15 protein-coding genes are annotated in these 15,882 nt (G+C 49.8%); 2 read left to right on the forward strand and 13 right to left on the reverse strand.

Translation table 11 applies throughout. The features are described 5' to 3' along the window. Positions 1-342: 342 nt before the first annotated feature. The 5 genes from ACXAF0_RS11525 to ACXAF0_RS11545 form a co-directional block, all read right to left on the reverse strand. Positions 343-822 (reverse strand): hypothetical protein, encoded by a 480-nt coding sequence (locus ACXAF0_RS11525; RefSeq protein ID WP_475345991.1) that lies wholly within the window; start codon positions 820-822, stop codon positions 343-345. A gap of 41 nt (positions 823-863) precedes the next feature. Beyond that, the gene (locus ACXAF0_RS11530; protein WP_475345992.1) at positions 864-3,203 is read right to left on the reverse strand and encodes a hypothetical protein; all 2,340 of its coding nucleotides are present in this window, start codon (positions 3,201-3,203) and stop codon (positions 864-866) included. A 13-nt stretch (positions 3,204-3,216) separates the two neighbouring features. After that, the gene (locus tag ACXAF0_RS11535) at positions 3,217-4,710 is read right to left on the reverse strand and encodes a site-specific integrase (RefSeq protein ID WP_475345993.1); all 1,494 of its coding nucleotides are present in this window, start codon (positions 4,708-4,710) and stop codon (positions 3,217-3,219) included. After that, entirely contained in the window at positions 4,691-5,935 is a 1,245-nt protein-coding gene (locus tag ACXAF0_RS11540) for a tyrosine-type recombinase/integrase (RefSeq protein ID WP_475345994.1), read from the reverse strand. The genes ACXAF0_RS11535 and ACXAF0_RS11540 overlap by 20 nt, the downstream gene beginning before the upstream one ends. Before the next feature lie 557 nt (positions 5,936-6,492). After that, the gene (locus tag ACXAF0_RS11545; protein ID WP_475345995.1) at positions 6,493-7,311 is read right to left on the reverse strand and encodes an IclR family transcriptional regulator; all 819 of its coding nucleotides are present in this window, start codon (positions 7,309-7,311) and stop codon (positions 6,493-6,495) included. 167 nt (positions 7,312-7,478) lie between these two features. On the opposite strand from ACXAF0_RS11545, the gene ACXAF0_RS11550 reads away from it, so the two are divergent. Both ACXAF0_RS11550 and ACXAF0_RS11555 read left to right on the forward strand, forming a co-directional pair. Then, positions 7,479-8,621: a hypothetical protein gene (locus tag ACXAF0_RS11550; RefSeq protein ID WP_475345996.1), complete on the forward strand. Its 1,143-nt coding sequence runs from the start codon at positions 7,479-7,481 to the stop codon at positions 8,619-8,621. Next, a complete protein-coding gene (locus ACXAF0_RS11555; protein ID WP_475345997.1) occupies positions 8,614-9,747 on the forward strand; it encodes a CaiB/BaiF CoA transferase family protein in 1,134 nt (377 codons plus the stop codon). The genes ACXAF0_RS11550 and ACXAF0_RS11555 overlap by 8 nt, the downstream gene beginning before the upstream one ends. Before the next feature lie 71 nt (positions 9,748-9,818). Here the strand turns inward: ACXAF0_RS11555 and ACXAF0_RS11560 are convergent, their stop codons facing one another. Genes ACXAF0_RS11560 through ACXAF0_RS11595 form a run of 8 tightly spaced genes read right to left on the reverse strand, consistent with a single transcriptional unit; the run spans position 9,819 to position 15,877 of the window. Beyond that, positions 9,819-10,658 carry a fumarylacetoacetate hydrolase family protein gene (locus ACXAF0_RS11560; protein WP_475345998.1) on the reverse strand — a complete coding sequence of 280 codons (840 nt, stop codon included), beginning with the start codon at positions 10,656-10,658 and terminating at the stop codon, positions 9,819-9,821. A gap of 30 nt (positions 10,659-10,688) precedes the next feature. Further along, positions 10,689-11,426 (reverse strand): SDR family oxidoreductase, encoded by a 738-nt coding sequence (locus tag ACXAF0_RS11565; protein WP_475345999.1) that lies wholly within the window; start codon positions 11,424-11,426, stop codon positions 10,689-10,691. 9 nt (positions 11,427-11,435) lie between these two features. After that, complete coding sequence (locus ACXAF0_RS11570) at positions 11,436-12,638, reverse strand: UxaA family hydrolase (protein WP_475346000.1); 1,203 nt, start codon at positions 12,636-12,638, stop codon at positions 11,436-11,438. Beyond that, positions 12,635-12,949: a UxaA family hydrolase gene (locus ACXAF0_RS11575; RefSeq protein WP_475346001.1), complete on the reverse strand. Its 315-nt coding sequence runs from the start codon at positions 12,947-12,949 to the stop codon at positions 12,635-12,637. Before ACXAF0_RS11575 ends, ACXAF0_RS11570 begins: the two co-directional genes overlap by 4 nt. Next, on the reverse strand, positions 12,946-13,392 hold the full coding sequence (locus ACXAF0_RS11580; RefSeq protein ID WP_475346002.1) for a MaoC family dehydratase: 447 nt from the start codon (positions 13,390-13,392) through the stop codon (positions 12,946-12,948). The genes ACXAF0_RS11575 and ACXAF0_RS11580 overlap by 4 nt, the downstream gene beginning before the upstream one ends. Further along, on the reverse strand, positions 13,385-14,440 hold the full coding sequence (locus ACXAF0_RS11585) for a Gfo/Idh/MocA family protein (RefSeq protein ID WP_475346003.1): 1,056 nt from the start codon (positions 14,438-14,440) through the stop codon (positions 13,385-13,387). Before ACXAF0_RS11585 ends, ACXAF0_RS11580 begins: the two co-directional genes overlap by 8 nt. Further along, positions 14,433-14,762: an L-rhamnose mutarotase gene (locus tag ACXAF0_RS11590; protein ID WP_475346004.1), complete on the reverse strand. Its 330-nt coding sequence runs from the start codon at positions 14,760-14,762 to the stop codon at positions 14,433-14,435. The genes ACXAF0_RS11585 and ACXAF0_RS11590 overlap by 8 nt, the downstream gene beginning before the upstream one ends. Next, on the reverse strand, positions 14,759-15,877 hold the full coding sequence (locus tag ACXAF0_RS11595; protein ID WP_475346005.1) for a mandelate racemase/muconate lactonizing enzyme family protein: 1,119 nt from the start codon (positions 15,875-15,877) through the stop codon (positions 14,759-14,761). The genes ACXAF0_RS11590 and ACXAF0_RS11595 overlap by 4 nt, the downstream gene beginning before the upstream one ends. Positions 15,878-15,882: the final 5 nt, after the last annotated feature.

Below are 15,882 nucleotides of genomic sequence, written 5' to 3' on the forward strand. Positions count from 1 at the left end.
TCAATATCATCGGCCAAACTGCGACATGAGTTGGTAGCAAGTTTTTGTTTCGACAAGTTGCCTCAGGCTGTGAAACTGACGCACCGCCAAACGGTCACCGGGCGAGGTTCGCGCTTGTCTGATTGGCGGAAGTAAAGGGTGCGTCACGGCTACCTCAATACCAGTTTCCGAGAGGAAATCAGGATTGGATGTCGATGATCCAAGGGAGCAGATCGTCAATCCAATTGATCGGATGAAAAGAACCTTTGATAGTGGACTTTTGTCGCAGTTTGATCGTTCAATCGGCGGTTTTCAGTTATTTAGGTTGAAAATAAATCCTTAAATATTAGACCTTTAACTCGTTTAGTCATGCTCAGCAGAAAGACGTTGGACTTTTGTCGCGCTCTTTCTTTTTGCTGGATCAGAAGCATGCCTAAGGCCGGAGGCGGTTTCCAAGAAGGTTAGCGCTTTTTCATACTCACCGAAGAAGCTTCTCCAAGCTGCCATCCCGCCGTATTCTCCAATTATCGCAATCATCGCTCGGTGGGATGCAATTAGCATTTGTTGTTGCTCGCTTACTTCTTTTATCTCTTTTCTCGCATTCTCCAGTTCTTTCTTGAGCTGTTTGACTTTACGCTGGTCTTCATTTTTGCTGCGCCGTTCTCTCTGAAAGTTTCTATATTTTTCAAGAAGATCTCGGCGAGCTGGTATGCGAGTAATATCTGAAGGGTTTTTGACTAAACCCCGCCGAACACATGAACGAGCAGAAAGGTCGATATCTTCAGCTAACATTTGCTTCAGCTGCCTTTCGAACGCCAACAAGTCTTGCTGAGATAGGGTCATTGTCTTTTCTCTCGGCAGGTTCTTTGCATTAAAGAAATACATCAGCCATCTAAGATGGAAGCGCTAGAGTGGGAGCCATCATCATATCGGTCATCCCCATTTGGTGAGACTTTTTGTCCCGGTTTGGTGTCGAGAGCTCTCTTCACTGCGTCTAATCGCGTTTGAGCGTGCGTTAATTGGTTTTCCCAACCGAGTGGACGAACTTCGATAGGCTGTTTCTCAATTTGATCAATCCAACTGGATAACCGTTTTTTGAGTTTCCTAAGGTTGTCTTCTTCCGATTTAACTTTCGTCCGGGCCAAGTGTTTACAGTTGTTGAAGCACTCAAGGTGGTTTGGGCATGTATCAACTGTAAAAGCATTCAAGCACACACCGTAGGGGGTAACATGGAAGCCATCTGCCTCAGTTTGTAGATAGGCGATTGCGTCATCTAGCCCCACGGTATCCTGAAGTTTATAGAATTCGCTTACAATTGGGCCAGCAATTTTCTTTTCCTTGATCATCTTAAACAAGCTCTGACTGCGCTCACTAAGCTCGTTTACAAGTTCGTCTTCAATTTCAATGTGTTGTAGTTCCTCAAAAAGACTTCGATGGTCATATGAAGCAGAATGGCGTACATCTTTTCGGAAGCGCTTGGATATGACCGTGTCGGCAACGCCAAGGCGCATGAGTTCGGTGTTTTGCAGATGTCGAAATGAGTGCGTTTTAATCGTCAGATCCTCAGCAATGTTTGGGCGATAGCGCGCAAATATGCTGTCTTTACGTTTTCCGTCCAGCATTAGCATGATGTCGGATGCTGAGGATTTTCCTATTGCGTAATAGTGGATCAGATCAGTTATTCCATTATTTCGACCTTCAGCTAACGCTCGAATAGGCATCAAGAACAGGTGCTGATAGGGATAAAAGGAAGATCCATTCTGTAGTGTGCTGGGCATCCAATCAGGCATTTTGTCTTTCCTGTGTTTTCTGAGAAATGCCTCAATTTGAGAAACCTTAAAGCAGGCCATGTCCCATAAAACTTGCCCTTCAAATTCCACACCACGACAGTTTAATGCATCAACATGTTCTCGCCAGCGACTGTGTAATGAACGAAGTCGTGGAGTCACTCCCATGCCGCGGGCAAAGATGTTATCTTCTTGCTCTCGATAGATGTCCCGTAGCGCACTTTCGTGATAATGCGCGCGATATAATGCAATAAGTTCCTGGCTAATAGGTTGAGAACTAACCGCAATATTTCCGGTAACTCTGGCATAAGCCTCGTAAGCGGGAATTAATGACGATTGGTCAAGATCTGGAAACAGGCTGTTTCGTTCGATTTGCTGTTCAAGGTTACTACGCATAACAGACGTAGCTGCCAACGTACTTTGCACTAGATCTTCAACAACATCTGCGTATAGGGGAGGGACATGTTGGACATTTTCTGTAAGTACTACAGAAGATTTATGGTGCTGAGTAAGACTCTTTTCTGCGAAATACTTCAATGTAAGGGATTGCGAAATCCCGTGTTCCTTCTCCGCAGGCAGTCCATCCTTTGTTGCGTAACTCCGCCATCTCAAACAATTGGCAGGTAGCGAAACGACTTCACCTATTCTAAGTCCAGTCATAATACATAGCTGGAGTATTCTAAAGCGAATGAAGTCGGAGAAAGTTGTGGGTTGTTCTGTAAAGATGATTTCAACGAGCTCCCAGAATGCCCGCTTGTCTGGTAAAAAATTACTGGATTTGCGTTCTGACAGTTTGGTGCGAATTCCTTCTGTTTGACGAAAAGTCCGTTCATGAATGCGCCGTTCATCGACTTTCTTCTGAGCGTTCTGTCGATCTTGATAAGGCAAGCAATACTGTGAGAGGGGACGGGTCTCTGCGATTTGCATTCCGTCAAAAACAAGTCGCACTACCATTTCAAAGTTCGCTGCAATCTTGCCTGAGCTACCTACGCCAAGTGCGACGTTGTATGAATACCGCACATCCTCCGCGGTGACTTCCCAAGGTTGATGCGCTTGATTTACGACACCAATGATTCGAATGATTTTGGCAATATTTGAATTTACGTGGCTAAGCTTGTTCTTCTTTATCAATAGCTCATTGATAATGATGGCCTTGTAGAAGTCTAACCAGTGTCCGTCCAAGAACAATTGCTTGGGGCAGGGGACATCTCTTTGTAAACACATCTCCCTTAGTGATTTTTCGGCATTTGGCGTAATTCTAGTGGTACCTAACCAAACTAAAGGGGGAGGCGGAGTGCCGATGAGTGCGTTTAAATTCCATCTATGTTCTTTAAAAATATTTCCTTCTTCGTCGATAGGCGTGTCCCATTTGAGCTCACGTTGTTGTGCTAGTTGCTGAGCAGTAGCAATCAGAGTTTTACATTCAGCGATTCCCATTGGTTTCACCCTCTCAATCCATCTCCTGAATGTCCTGGAGAGTTCGTTGCACAGCTGCAATTGTATCTTTTAACTGGAGAAATGCTGGAGAAACTTCACTGACTCGTTCAGCGTTGTAAAAGTCACGTGCAACCTTCCGAAAATCTGTCAGCGTCCTCTTGTGTACTTCCTCGTCCTTCAAAGCGAGAAAGTGACGGCAATTATAACAAGAAAATACGGGGTGTTTTTGGCAGTTTGGCTGGCCAACAGTGCATTTTCCAATTCCAGACACAGGAATACCATGAGGCATGCCTGCTACTATGGTGTTACTAGGGGCCTCGCCTAGTGCTCTCTTCGTGATTGTTTTTGTACGAGCGACTTCGGCGATCGTTGAATAAATTGGGGAGATGGATAGCGCTTGGTTAATTAATTCCGCCTGGTTGGCTGATGTATCGTAATACACAGTTCCCGCATTCAGCGTTGAATGTTCCAAGAACTCCGCTACGGATACAGATGATGCCCCAGCATCCACCAATCTTTGACTGGCTGTATGCCGAAAATGCCCCGGCGTATATGGAGTACCACATATATCTTGTGTGAAATCTTTGATGCGGCTTGTTACTTCATTAGGTTTGACGTGAAAGAGTTTGTCAGAAGAGGGCTTTCTTATTTGTAGGTAGCTTGTAAAAAGTGGGCACCATTCACGCTTGATACGCCGTATAGCACGTGAATGTGACTTTCTCTGTTTTGTTCGAGGGAAAGATATATGAACAGCACCAGTGTCGAAACAGCGTACATCACTTACAGATATGCGAGCAATTTGCCCTGCTCTCAAACCATATTGAAAGCAAAGCACGAGCATGCAATACGACTGTATCTCAAATAGAGATTCTTTAGAGCTATTGTTGTTCAGAACTTTAACCGCAGAATCTATCCTTTCAACGAAAGAAGTTTGATCTTTGCTACAGATAAAGCAGTCACCTGACTTAATGCGTTTGTACAAATCCAGTTTTGGGGTGGGTAGTGCAGAAATTCTCTGCATATAAGATGGGTGCCATGCACCTAAATTCTTCTCGCAAATGAAGTTTAATAAGCTTTTGATTGCCGTTGCTGTGTCTTTTCTGATATCGGTGGATATTACTAAATTTTGCCAAGAATGTTGTATTTCGTCCGGTCCGCAAATTATCATTAATAATAGTTTATTAACTGAGTGACGTGAACACCAAACCACAATCCGCTGCAAATAAGCATGAACCACTCGACATTTCAAACCGGTGGATATTTTACTTATAACCCAGTGCTTGAATAATTCGCGGGCTCCTTCTGGAATACGCCGAAAATCAAAGTATTCAGCTCTTCCATCTATTACAGTGAGCCATCGATCTTCGGTCCGGATGTTAATTAGTGTTTTGTAACATTCCGCGTAGTCGTCATAATATCGCGCTAGTACAGGAAGGGGTGGCCAGCGGTTAATATTCTGCTGGATGAATACAACCAAACCGTCAAAATCATACTCTGGTTTGCTCATGGCAATGGCCTCCCAAAGTCAACCTAAGTCCGTTAGTAAATCGATCAAAGTTCTCCGACCAAACGTCCTGGTGCGAAGATTCAAAATAAGCCCTTGCATACAGCCGTGGCATCTGTGAGGTCGGTGCCCAACCAAAAAAAACACGCAACTTTTCAACAGCAATATCCAAAGAATCGCCTTGATCGATGTGTTTTCGAATTCTGTAGACTGCTGCGGTATGGCGTAGGGCGTGGGGAGAGATAGATTTACTGTTTGCAATGCAGTTAAGCGCATTGTTAGAGAGGTTCTCTTTTGCCGTAGCGAAAACACTATTTACCCGGGCTGTGGATAGTGGAAGCCCATTTCGAGATGTAAGAAGGTAGGGGTAGGGTGACCTAGTTCGGAAGTTGCGCAAATAAGTGTCGTGGATAGCGATTAGCTCGGAATTGACTGGAATGTTACGAGCTGAGAAAGACGTTTTTAGTGAAGGTTCGGTATGTCGAGGGTCACGAATGTTGACATTTGGTGGTTCTATGGAAATCCATGCCTTTGTTTGACAGCCATTGCTGCCATAAAACGTATCTTGTTTAACCGAAGTGGTGGTGAGTAGTAAAAGTTCGCTTCGGCGTACACCTAGTGAAGTCAGAAGATGAAAAATAAGATAGTTTCTCCACCTTTGCTTCTCCGTGCGGAAAGGGTTTGAGGAGGAGGTCGGGTTGAATATCTCACACAATTCGGTCAGGACGGCGGCAGGAAGCACCTTTGCTGAAGTAGGTTGTGCATGCGCCCTGAGGGTCAACTGATCATACAGATTTACCCGATGCTTGAGTCTTTCAAACAACTCAACAGCCTTATTGTCATATGACGGCGGTACTAGATAGTTCAACAAATCAAGCAGGAAAGCAGTGCACGTGTTCCAAATATCATGAGCTTGGTTGTCTGAAGATGCGCGCTTTTGACGGTTTCTTAGGTGATAGAGATAGCCACTTAGTATTGTTTCGATCAGATCAAAATCTAAATCGGAGATTGCTCGATCGAAAGCACGTCTGCCGTAAAGTTTTTCACTGTAATCGTAGAAAATGCTGAGATGGCGACAGTATCGTCTGTAGGTGCTTTGTGCCAATTTGGGCTTCAAACTGTCGAGCCATACAATTATCCAATATCTCGGCACACCATCGCTCTCGACTGATAGTGCGCCAAGCAATTGGTTCGGGAGATGTGGGCTATTGATAACAATAGTCGGCATCGGTCAGTAAACCTTCTACTGAAGGCGGATACGCCCCACATGTGAGCCTCGTTCCGCTACGCTACACAAGCCTCACATGTGGGGCGTATCGCTGGAATGTCCAGATAAACGCAACGGATATGAATGAGTTGGTTTTGTCATAATATATATTATAGAACTTCAGTCTAATTTCAGGTGTGTTGCGTTGAGATTGATCGGATACCCTTTTGGGTTGTGTGTGAGTCCCTATTCTTGCTGCATTTGAAGCTGAAATCGGCAGTTGTTGTTAACTTGAAAAACTACGGAACTTATGATTTCGGTTCCTGTGCCTTGGCTTACGGCCATTCGGTGTGGGCAATTGGTGCTCCATACTAACGAGTGTTGGAGCAAGCGGACGTCAACTAGGTATGTTTGTGGGCCTCAGGCTAAAGTTCGGCTCCTCTAATTTGGGCCGGACTTTGTTGGGCCGCCAGGGCTTCCGAGCATCATTCGGGCAATCGAAGTGAAGCGCCCTGCTCTCAACCACGATTAGGTCGTCAAAGATCAATTGTTTGTCACGCGAACGCGGTCAAATGTTCTTACGCCTGCTCGGTATTTTCTTGTGAAGACCAATGCGCACCGGCCCCAAGACGGCGCGAAATGTCCGTGGTGACGTCGATCAGGCGTTCCCGGCATTCATCAACCGTGGCGACTGATGTCCCAGAAAGGCGTTGGATGAACGGTACTGTCAATGCTGCGACGACCTTGCCCGAAAAATCGAAAATCGGCGCAGAAAGGTTAAGGACACCCGCAATGGTCAGGGATTGTGATTCACAATAGCCCGCGGCCTTGACGTTCGGAAGATCATCCAGGAAAGCCCGATACTTATCTGCCGGTTCGCGACCGACCTCATTCATCAGGTTATCAAGGGCCTCCTGCTCCATCCAAGCTGCAAGAACACGCCCGGACGCCGTATCGAAAATATTGATCTGTGCGCCCAAGCGGACTGCAGTGATATTATTGTCCTGACAGTCGACCTGCGCAATGACCAGAACACGGCCTGAATGAATGATCGCCAGATGCATTGACTGGTTCACTTCATTTGCAAGCCGCTGCATGGCGTCGCCAGCGATTGATGTCAGTCGGCGGATGGGTGGATGACGATGGGCCACCTCGAACATCTTGGTCGTCAGTTGGTAGCGGTCATCCTCTTCGCGCTGTTCGATGTAGCCACGTTGACACAGAACCATCAGCATCCGGAAGATTTCCGATGTGTTTCGATCCAGCTGTTTCGCAATGGCAATCTGCGACAGGCCATCCGCTTCCGAGGCAAGCAATTCGAGGATATCGAGCCCTTTTGACAAGGCTGGAGCTCGGTATTTTTCCTGTTCAATCTGTTCTTCGGTTTTGCCGTTCATTGGTCCTCGCAGGCAGATGAAAACCGCTTGGTTTTTGGTCGACTGAGTATATGCGGCTCAGTCATATCGTGGCAACTGACGCTGTGACATAGAAAACAACATATCAAATATAAAACATACTTTCATTTATAAACGTTCGATATTAAACTCATGGTGGGAGGAAAAAAATGACCAAACAAAAGAAAATCAGGGGCATGACGTGGTCAGATCCGCGCGGCTATGACCCGCTAGTGGCAGCCGGTGCAGCCTTTCGTGAACGCCATCCTGATGTAGATATCGTCTGGGATAAGCGGTCGCTGCAGGGGTTCGAGAGCACCCCGGTCGAGGAGCTGGCAAGCACCTACGATCTGATTATTATCGATCATCCTCATGTTGGCACGGTTGTGGAAAAGAACTGTTTGTTGCCGATTGATCGCCTGGCAGATGCAGACACCCTCACCCGGCTTTCGGCCGAGACCGTTGGCAAAAGTTATCAGAGTTATTTTTTCAAGCGGCACCAGTGGGCCCTACCGGTCGACGCGGCTTGTCAGGTGCAAGCAATTCGTTCGGATCTATTGAGCGCACCGGTTCGCAGTTTTTCGGACGTGATCTCCGAGGCCAGAGATGGTCGAGTAGTCTGGCCGCTGCGTGCGCCGCATGTGCTGATGTCGTTTTTTACATTGTTGGCAAACGCTGGTGATCCCTTCCCTGTCACCAAGGGAACCGCGATAGATCAATCGTCCGCGCGTGATGTGATCGCCGCGATGAAAACCTTGAGTAACCTTGTGGACCCCGCGTGTTTCGACATGGACCCCATTGCTGCCCTTGATGCACTAAGTGAAAGCAGAAAGCTCGGATTGTGCCCCTATGTTTATCTGTATGCGCCTTATGCGCGAGACCGTTATCGCGCCAATCGCATTGCCTTTCACGATATGCCGTCGCTTGGCGATTCAGGACCGCTTGGCTCAGCACTTGGCGGAACTGGTATTGCGGTTTCATCGAAGACGGTAGAACCGGATCTTTGCGTGGAATATGCACTTTGGGTGGCGTCGGCCGATATCCAACGCGGTCTTTATGCAACGCATAACGGCCAGCCCGGAAATGCGCTCGCCTGGGCTGACGAGACAGTCAATGCGCCGGTTGGGTCTTGCTATAGCAACACCCGGATGACCCATGAGGCCGCTTGGGTTCGCCCGCGCCATGACGGCTATATGGCGTTCCAAGAAGAAGCATCGCACATCCTTATTGATGCCCTGACGGCGAAAACCAGCCCGGAAAATGCCCTTTTGGCCCTTCAGACACGTTTTGACGAAAGCTTCGATAATGATTGAGATGTTGCCCCTTAACGGTTTGAAAGTACTCGACTTTTCGCAATTTCTTGCGGGCCCCTACTGCGCCCTCAAACTGGCAGACCTTGGGGCGGATGTCGTCAAGGTGGAGAGGTCCGGTCTTGGAGACTTGTCGCGATATCTTTATCTGACCGATACCAAGATTGGTGGTGAAAGCACTATTTTTCACGCGATTAACCGCAATAAGCGCTCGATTGCTGTCGACCTTAAATCCGATCAGGACAAGGCCCGTCTTACCCAGCTTGTGAAGGATGCGGATATTATTTTGCAGAACTTCCGTCCGGGGGTAATGGAGCGTCTTGGGTTCGGATATCAGGCGGTTAAAAAGATCAATCCAAACATCGTGTATGGCACTGTGACTGGTTACGGATCGGAAGGCCCATGGGTCGACCTTCCCGGACAGGATTTGCTGGCCCAGGCACGGTCAGGCGTCATGTGGCTTTCTGGCAGTCGTGATCATGGCCCGGTTGCCATGGGTCTACCGATTGCTGACGTCTTGGCCGGGGCTGCGTTGGCACACGGCGTTCTTGCCCTTTTGTATCGCAAGGCAACACAGAACATTGGTGGCTATGTTGAAACCTCGTTGATTGAGGTTCTCGCCGACCTTCAGTTCGAATTGTTGACCACCTGGTTTAACGATGGCAACCGGACCCCGGAACGGTCGAAAAACAATCCAGCCCATGCATACCTTGCAGCACCCTATGGCGTCTATGAAACCGCAGACGGTCACATCGCCATTGCAATGGGCAAACTTGATTTGCTTGCTACTATCACTGGACTGGCACCAGAGATTGCCGCGCTGGATGCATTCAAGCAGCGTGATGACATCAAGGCAGGTCTCGCCAAACAGCTTAAAACAAAACACAGTGCCGATTGGATGGAGGATTTTGTTGCCAATGATATCTGGGCGGCACCGGTCATGGATTGGGATGGTGTCGTCGGAAGTGGAGTCCTTCAGACCCTTGATATGGTGCAGAATATTGAACGGGGGGATGTGGCCATGAAAACGACCAAGCTGCCGCTTCGCATTGATGGTGTGCGGCCGTCTTCATCACGTGCTGCGCCGGAATTAGGTGATGCAAATGAGTTGTTGGAAAATGGTTGGTAACCAAAACAGCCATCAATAAAAAAGCGCGGCATTTTAACGATGCCGCGCCTTTTTTTTGATCTTCGTGACGTTTAGTCGTCGTTGACACAGACTTGGCGCTGGGTGCCCAAACGGTCAATGCCGAGTTCGACCACGTCACCCGCCTTGAGATAGCGCGGCGGGTTAAAGCCAAGACCAACCCCCGGGGGTGTGCCGGTAGAAATGATGTCGCCTGGATGCAGGGTAAAGAACTGCGACAGATAAGAAATCAGTTGCGGTACACGATATACCATGGTGGCGGTCGAACCATCCTGAACACGTTCGCCGTTCACATCGAGCCACATACCAAGATTGTTGAAGTCACCCACTTCATCCGGCGTCACAAGCCATGGCCCAGTCGGACCAAAGTTGTCTGACGATTTTCCTTTGGACCACTGACCAGCGCGCTCGATCTGGTATGCCCGTTCGGAAACATCGTTAATCAGGCAAAAACCAGCCACGTGATCAAGCGCCTCAGCTTCGGAAACATATTTGGCTTTTTTGCCGATCACGAAACCAAGTTCGACTTCCCAGTCGGTCTTCTCCGAGCCACGTGGGATGATGATCGGGTCATTCGGGCCACAAATTGCCGAGGTGTATTTGGCAAAGATAACCGGTTCTGGCGGCACTTCCATGCCAGACTCTGCCGCGTGATCGGCATAGTTCAACCCGATACAGATATACTTCCCGGTTTGGCCGACACAGGCACCAAGCCGCTGTTGTCCTTCTACAAGCGGCAGGCTGTCCGGATCGATTGATTTAAGGTCGCCCAAGCGTGTCAGAATGTCGCCTGCGATATCATCAACATGTGCCGAAAGGTCGCGGAGGTTGCCATTGGCATCGACCAGTGCGGGCTTCTCTGCACCGCGTTCTCCATAACGTGCGAATTTCATATTAAGTCCTATCCTTCATTCAAAATCTGATCAGGCGGTCCAGCCACCATCGACGACCTGCACTGTGCCGGTGGTAAAGCCACTTTCATCCGATGCAAGATACGCAACCAAAGCTGCAATTTCGTCTGGTTTGCCAATTCGGCCCATCGGCTGGCGGGCGATAAATGCCTTAAGCGCACCTTCATAATCCCCGGTCGCGCGCAAGCGTTCATGCAGACTAGGGCTATCAACCGTTCCCGGGGCAATTGCGTTACACCGAATGCCCTGTGTGACGTGATCGTTTGCAATTGCGCGGGTCAAACCAGCAACCGCCGCCTTTGAGGCGGAATAGATCAAGCGGTTGACTGGGCCAGTGACCGGACCTGCAACCGACGACATGTTAATGATCGAGCCAGCGCCTTTTTCGAGCATGCCCGGAAGCACGGCACGGATCATCCGAAACTGCGATTTGACGTTTAAGTCAAAGGCGAAATCCCATTCTTCTTCGGTCGCCTCAAGAATGGTCCCATTGTGAACGATGCCAGCGCAGTTAAATAGTACATCAACGGTCCCGATGTCATCGATCAGGCGGCTGATGGCGTTCTTGTCCGTAACATCAAGTTTGCGGGCTTCGATCCCGCCAATCTCAACAAGCTCGGCCAAGGCTGCGTCATTGATGTCTGTGGCGATGACACGTCCACCTTCGGCAGCCAAACGTTCGGCAGATGCTCGACCAATGCCCTGCCCGGCTGCAGTGACCAAACAGAGTTTTCCCTCAAGTCTTTTCATGTTTCCTCCTTAGACCGCAGGCAGGCACGACGGCCCGATTGGATTGAATGATTTATAAGTCAGAATGAATTCCCGATGGCCAAGGGCCTCGGATTTTGTTTGTGCCCCCTTGGCGACGGAAACAACCAAATCACGGATTTGCTGCCCAACCTCGGCAATCGACCGATTGCCTTCGATGATGTCGCCGGCATTCACATCCATGTCGTCTTCAAGAGCACGATAGGTATCGGGATTTGCACAAATCTTGATAACGGGCGATATCGCTGACCCGACCACGGATCCGCGACCAGTCACAAACAGTGTCATATGCGCACCGCTTGCGATCATCTCGACAATCTCGGCATTGTCCGAAATATTGGGGAAACCAAACCGGACCTCACCGTCGGGCACGACATCCATGAGGTATAGCCCGCCTTTGGGCGGTACATCGCCGGGTTTGATCAGCCCTGAAATCTGACTGTCACCGGATTTGACATAGGCGCCGAGGCTTTTTTCTTCGATCGTGGACAGCCCACCTGCGGCATTGCCAGCGGCAAACGATCCATATCCAAGCGTTGCGTAATAACGTTCCGCCTTCTGAACAGCAGCGCGCAGTTCTTCGCCGAGTTCGGGCGTTTTTGCGCGTTCCGCCATAATATTTTCACAGCTGATCAGCTCGCCGGTTTCTTCAAAAATACAAGCAGCCCCCTCGCCGATCAGAAGATCAAAAGCCTTGCCTGCAGCTGGGTTACCAGAAATGCCTGAAGTCCCGTCCGAGCCACCACAGATCGTCCCAATGATCAACTCGTCTACCCCCATTGGGGCACGTTCAACATTTGCGATTTCTTCCAACGCAGAACGCACCCAGAAACGACCGGTTTCAACGGTTTTCGCGGTTCCTCCGGACCGTTGTATAACAAGTGTTTCAACAGGGCGTCCGGTACTTGCAACGGTTCCTGATGCCCTTACCTTGTCAAAGCTTTCGCAGCCAAGGGAGACAAATAGAACTGCTCCAACATTGGGGTGAGTGCACAATTGCCCCATTACGCGTGCGGCATATTCATTTGGGAAACAGCCCGGGAAACCAATCAGTTGGACATCTTCATCTTCAAAACCGGCAACTATCTTTGATGCGACAAAATGAGCGCACTCAACCAAATAGGCGACAACTACCGTATTGCGTATTCCCTTACGTCCGTCAGAGCGCAGGTATCCTTGGAATTGTTCTGTCATTTTGACGTCTCCGGGCTTTGACCGTTCGCGTCCTGAAGGGCATGCGTCGGTGTATATGCCGAGCGAATATTGTGAATATGCACATGCGTACCGGCCGCGATGTCTTCGGTTGCGATGCCAATGGGCATCCCGTATTTCAGGATGCGTTCACCGGCTTCGATGTCCCGATAGGCAATCTTGTGGGCAAGCGGGATAGGCTGACCAAGCGTTACTGAGGTGTTCTGCAGACGGACTTCTGTTCCGGCTAAGGCTGTGGCACGCGCAACAAGCACATTGTCGTCGGCATGCAGATGCAGGAACGGGTTCGTCATTGCTTCATCTCCACCATGTAAATATGGTCCGCAACAAGCGCGGTTTCCCCAGTCTGCTTGGTCACGGTAAGGCGTTCGGTCACCCGCCCGTATCCGGGGCGTTTTTCCATCACTTCCTTGGCGATAATTTCAACCTTTGAGGTGATCGTGTCGCCGATAAAGACCGGTTTCACGAACCGCATCCGGTCATAACCGTAAGAAAAGGCAACCGGGTTGATGATCGTGGCTGTGAGGCCGACACCAATCGTGAAAACCATCGTGCCATGAGCAATACGTTTTCCGAACGGCAGTGTCTTGCAGAATTCTTCATCAAGATGATGTGGGAAAAAATCACCGGAATGACCTGCATGAACCACGAAATCGGTCTCTGTTATGGTGCGGCCAACCGTGTTGCGCCCCTCGCCAACCTGATAGTCTTCGTAATATTTAAGTTGCTCAAGCATCAGGAGCCTCCTTGATCGGGTGCATTGGCAGGGCCGAGCTCTCATAAGCCGCCTCAACTAGTGCCATGGTGTGCCACGCGTCTTCGGCAGACCCTTCAAGCACGTCATCAAGACCGGCAGCAAAGCGCTGCACCTGTGCGAAACGTCCGTGGAATGCAGCAATGAACCAGTTACCAACAAGGTCGATTTGTCGCCACTCTCCGTCGGTACTCAGCCAGAGCTCATCCGGTTCGCCTTTCGGGTAATCAAGATTGACACCCAGCTTCATATAGGCGGCCCCTTTTGTGCCGCAGATCCGGAATTCGCATGCCTGGAACTTGCGGCCAAAGGCGTGGTTATGGTTGATCGAAAGGTTACAGCGGACAGTCTCACCGTAATCGAGCATGATTGCGCTGCGGGTGTTTGAAACCATAGATGACGGGTGCCCTATCGTGCGGGCATGAACCCCGTTCGGATTGCCCATCAAATCGCGCACGAAGTCCAGATAATGGATGGAATGCAGAAGAATCTCGACACGTGGCAAATTGGCAAGAAACGCCCATAGGTGCCACGGCGTATCAAGTGCCAGCCACGCATCAAAATCAACGATTTCACCAAGTTGGCCCTTGCTGATCGCGTCCTTTAGCGCAAGAGACATCGGGGCGAAACGTAGCTGAAAATTAACCGCTGCCTTGATGTTTTTTCGCCGCAAAACGGAAATGATCCGCTCCGCCTCCGCCAAATCGGAGCCAAGGGGTTTCTGGATGATGGCAACGGCGCCGTTCGGCAGTTTTTCAAGCAGGTCTGCGATTGCTTGGGGTGGCACAGCCAAGTCAAACACAACTGATCCCTGACTTGTGGCGTCTTCAATGGTTGTAAAGTTTGCGACATCCCATTTCTTGGCAACGTCCCGTGCCTTTTCAAGATCAGGGTCATAGATGCCGGCGACTGGAATATTCAGACCACGGTATGCGGGCAGATGGGCATCTGTGACAATCGAACCGGCCCCGAAAATGACCGCCGGTATTGCCTTTTGCGGCATCTCCAAAGTTTGGCGTAACTCAGTCATGATGGAATACCTCCGGCATTTCCGACCACCACTCACCATCTGCCCGGCTGTCCAAAGGGCGCTGCAGGGGCATGCAAACTGACCACCATTTCTGGGTTTCCGGGTCAGCTGCCATTTTCGCCATGTCAGCTTCGAAGTCTGATCCGACATATTCGAAATAGGCAAAAAGCAGGTTTTCGGGCTCTTTGAGGAAGATCGAATAGTTGCGGATATTACATTGGGAAATCTTGGCGAGCACGCCGGGCCAAACCTTTGCATGCAATGCTTTGTATTCGGCGATGGCATCGGCTCCTATTCCGATCAATTGTCCATGACGGGTCATTGGCTGGCCTCCATGATTTCAAATGCGCTTCCCTCAACCGTTAGTGAGGTGAGTTTTTCATGATCCCACTCGATCCCGAGCCCCGGGTGCGTGGGTGCGATGGCATTGCCACCGTGCCGTTCCATTGGGGCTGCGATATCTTCAAGTTGTGGGATATATTCAAGCCACGGCGCGTTTGGCACGGCACAGACAAGGCTTACATGCAGTTCCATGAGGAAGTGCGGACAGATTGCAATGTTATGCGCCTCCGCCAGGTGAGCGACTTTTAGCCAAGGCGTAATCCCGCCGATGCGTGCGACGTCAGCTTGCACAATCTCACAGGCATCTTGGGCGATATAATCGGCAAACTGACCGGGGCTATACATGCTTTCGCCAACTGCAACCGGAACACGGGACTGGCGTTGAAGCCGGGTATGTCCGGCGATGTCATCCGCTGGAAGTGGTTCTTCAAACCATGCAATATTAAACCTTTCGAGCATCGGTAGACGACGTTTGGCCTCCCCCGATGTCAGTGATTGGTTTGCATCTGTCATGATTTCGTAGTCATTGCCCAGCGCGCAGCGTACGGCTTCGAGGCGCTCTGCATCTTGGGCGACAGTTGGTTTTCCAATTTTTACCTTGGATCCGAGAAAACCGGCTTTTCGTGATTCCAATGCATCATCGACAAGTTCCTCGGGGGAAAGATGCAACCATCCTCCCTCGGTGGTGTACATTGGAACTGATGATTTGGCCCCGCCAGCCAGAATATGTAGCGGCAAACCAGTCGTGCGTCCGCGCATATCCCAAAGAGCAGTGTCAACCGCCGCCAGTGCCAGTGACATGATCGGCCCGACAGCCGTTGCGTGCGTGCAGAACAACAAATTTCGCCAAACGGCTTCAATCCGATCCGCATCCTGCCCCATCAACCGCGGCAAAAGCGTTTCTTTTAAAAGCGAAAGGATTGCGGGTCCGCCATCGCCGATGGTGTAGCTGTACCCTGTTCCATTGGCGCCATCCACGTCACGTAAAACGACAAAAATCGTTTCCTGTGAATTGAACGACTGAATGGCATCAGTGCGCACGACCTTCGGTTCCAGATCGACCATAAAGGCCTGTGCAGAAGTAATGCGCGCCATTGATC

Source organism: Thalassospira sp. ABD4_177, assembly GCF_056160125.1.

What these genes read in the sequence shown, in the direction of transcription:
- ACXAF0_RS11555 (WP_475345997.1), top strand. Translation starts at nt 8,614, where the DNA reads ATGATTGAGATGTTGCCCCTTAACGGTTTGAAAGTACTCGACTTTTCG.
- ACXAF0_RS11550 (WP_475345996.1), top strand. Translation starts at nt 7,479, where the DNA reads ATGACCAAACAAAAGAAAATCAGGGGCATGACGTGGTCAGATCCGCGC.
- ACXAF0_RS11585 (WP_475346003.1), bottom strand. Translation starts at nt 14,440, where the DNA reads ATGACTGAGTTACGCCAAACTTTGGAGATGCCGCAAAAGGCAATACCG.
- ACXAF0_RS11525 (WP_475345991.1), bottom strand. Translation starts at nt 822, where the DNA reads ATGACCCTATCTCAGCAAGACTTGTTGGCGTTCGAAAGGCAGCTGAAG.
- ACXAF0_RS11580 (WP_475346002.1), bottom strand. Translation starts at nt 13,392, where the DNA reads ATGCTTGAGCAACTTAAATATTACGAAGACTATCAGGTTGGCGAGGGG.
- ACXAF0_RS11535 (WP_475345993.1), bottom strand. Translation starts at nt 4,710, where the DNA reads ATGAGCAAACCAGAGTATGATTTTGACGGTTTGGTTGTATTCATCCAG.
- ACXAF0_RS11595 (WP_475346005.1), bottom strand. Translation starts at nt 15,877, where the DNA reads ATGGCGCGCATTACTTCTGCACAGGCCTTTATGGTCGATCTGGAACCG.
- ACXAF0_RS11570 (WP_475346000.1), bottom strand. Translation starts at nt 12,638, where the DNA reads ATGACAGAACAATTCCAAGGATACCTGCGCTCTGACGGACGTAAGGGA.
- ACXAF0_RS11565 (WP_475345999.1), bottom strand. Translation starts at nt 11,426, where the DNA reads ATGAAAAGACTTGAGGGAAAACTCTGTTTGGTCACTGCAGCCGGGCAG.
- ACXAF0_RS11530 (WP_475345992.1), bottom strand. Translation starts at nt 3,203, where the DNA reads ATGGGAATCGCTGAATGTAAAACTCTGATTGCTACTGCTCAGCAACTA.
- ACXAF0_RS11560 (WP_475345998.1), bottom strand. Translation starts at nt 10,658, where the DNA reads ATGAAATTCGCACGTTATGGAGAACGCGGTGCAGAGAAGCCCGCACTG.
- ACXAF0_RS11540 (WP_475345994.1), bottom strand. Translation starts at nt 5,935, where the DNA reads ATGCCGACTATTGTTATCAATAGCCCACATCTCCCGAACCAATTGCTT.
- ACXAF0_RS11590 (WP_475346004.1), bottom strand. Translation starts at nt 14,762, where the DNA reads ATGACCCGTCATGGACAATTGATCGGAATAGGAGCCGATGCCATCGCC.
- ACXAF0_RS11545 (WP_475345995.1), bottom strand. Translation starts at nt 7,311, where the DNA reads ATGAACGGCAAAACCGAAGAACAGATTGAACAGGAAAAATACCGAGCT.
- ACXAF0_RS11575 (WP_475346001.1), bottom strand. Translation starts at nt 12,949, where the DNA reads ATGACGAACCCGTTCCTGCATCTGCATGCCGACGACAATGTGCTTGTT.